Below are 1,595 nucleotides of genomic sequence, written 5' to 3'. Positions count from 1 at the left end.
CGGTATGTCAGTCGCCCTTGATGTTGACTGACATGGCCCTATCGCGAGCAGGCTCACTCCTACAGGGGGTTTTGCAGGGTCCGAGGTCAGGTGGCTTCCTGGAAATCCATCTCCGGTGGCTGACGGCGGAAGCCACCGGTCAGCACCGCCAGGTACACCACGCCAATCGCCAGCCAGCTCAGGCCCAGGTAGATTGCCAGGTGATCGAGGCTGACCATCAGCCACAAATCCGCCGCCAGGCCAATGAACGGGAATAACAGGAACAGCACGAACTCGCGCAGCCCTTTCTTTTCCCCTCCTATCCAGTAATGAAAGATCACCGACAAATTCACCAGACTGAACGCCAGGAACGCGCCGAAGTTGATGAACGAGGTCGAGGTGGTGACGTCCAGTTTCAGCGCCAGCAACGCGACCACGGCGCACAACAGGATGCTGTTGACCGGTGTGCCAAAGCGTTCATGCAGGGTGCCGAAAAATGATTTAGGCAGCACGCCGTCGCGGCCCATGGCGAACAACAAACGCGAACCACTCGCCTGAGCCGACAGGCCCGAGGCGAACTGGCCGACGATCAGGCCGATCAGGAAGATCGTCACGAACAGGTCGCCACCGATGTTGCGGGCGATTTCATAAGCGGCCGAGTCGACGCTGTCGAACTGGAACGAGGGATGGGCGATCTGCACGAAGTACGAGACGCTGACGAAGATCAGCCCGCCGATCAGGGTAATCAACATGATCGCCCGCGGAATGGTACGACGTGGGTCGCGGGTTTCTTCGGTCAAGGTGCTGACCGCGTCGAACCCGAGGAACGAGTAACAGGCGATGGCCGCGCCACTCATGATCAGTGGCATCTGCATGTCGCCGTTGAAGAACGGCTTGATCGACCACAACGGCGTGCTCGCATCGCCCCCGACGTAGTGGATGCACAGCGCGACGAAGGCGATCAGCACCAGGAACTGCACCAGCATCAGCAAGGCATTGATGCCGTTGGCCAGTTTCAGGCCAACGATGTTGATCGCGCTGGTGATGCCGATGAACGCCAGCACCCAGATCCACTGCGGCACGGCCGGGAACGCGGAATTGAGGTAGGCCGCACCGATCAGCCAGATCGCCATCGGCAGGAACAGATAGTCGAGCAGCACCGCCCAACCGGCGATGAACCCCAGCTTCGGGCTGATGGCCTTGCGGACATAGCTGTAGGCGGAACCGGCGACGGGGAATGCCGAGGCCATTCGGCCGTAGCTCATCGCGGTGAAAAACATCGCCACCAACGCCGCCAGATACGCGGCCGGGACCATGCCGGCGGTGGATTGAGCGAGGATGCCAAAGGTGCCGAGCACAATGATCGGCGTCATGTAGGCGATGCCGAACAGCACCACCGAACCCAATGACAGGGTGCGTTGCAAACGAGCCATGAGCGACTACTCCGAATTTATTAGATTTATGGCAGAGCCGAGTTCGGCGCTAAATTTCGGGTGTTTCGTTGTTGTTTTGGGTGATCGGTCAAACAGGTGTGTTGTCTGTCAGGACCTCTTCGCGAGCAGGCTCGCTCCCACAGGGGATCTGCCGTGGACACAAACTCAATGTGGGAGCGAGCC

General features: G+C 59.7%; 1 protein-coding gene. It reads right to left on the bottom strand.

From position 1 onward, the window contains the following. Window positions 1-86: 86 nt before the first annotated feature. Window positions 87-1,412 carry an APC family permease gene (locus tag QMX98_RS34530; protein ID WP_090180598.1) on the bottom strand — a complete coding sequence of 442 codons (1,326 nt, stop codon included), beginning with the start codon at window positions 1,410-1,412 and terminating at the stop codon, window positions 87-89. Between the last annotated feature and the right edge of the window lie 183 nt (window positions 1,413-1,595).

The organism is Pseudomonas sp. PS02303 (assembly GCF_029959925.1).
Classification (GTDB): Bacteria; Pseudomonadota; Gammaproteobacteria; order Pseudomonadales; family Pseudomonadaceae; genus Aquipseudomonas; species Aquipseudomonas mandelii.
The sequence above is the reverse complement of the archived record's forward strand: the minus strand, read 5'-3'. Positions and strand labels throughout refer to the sequence as shown.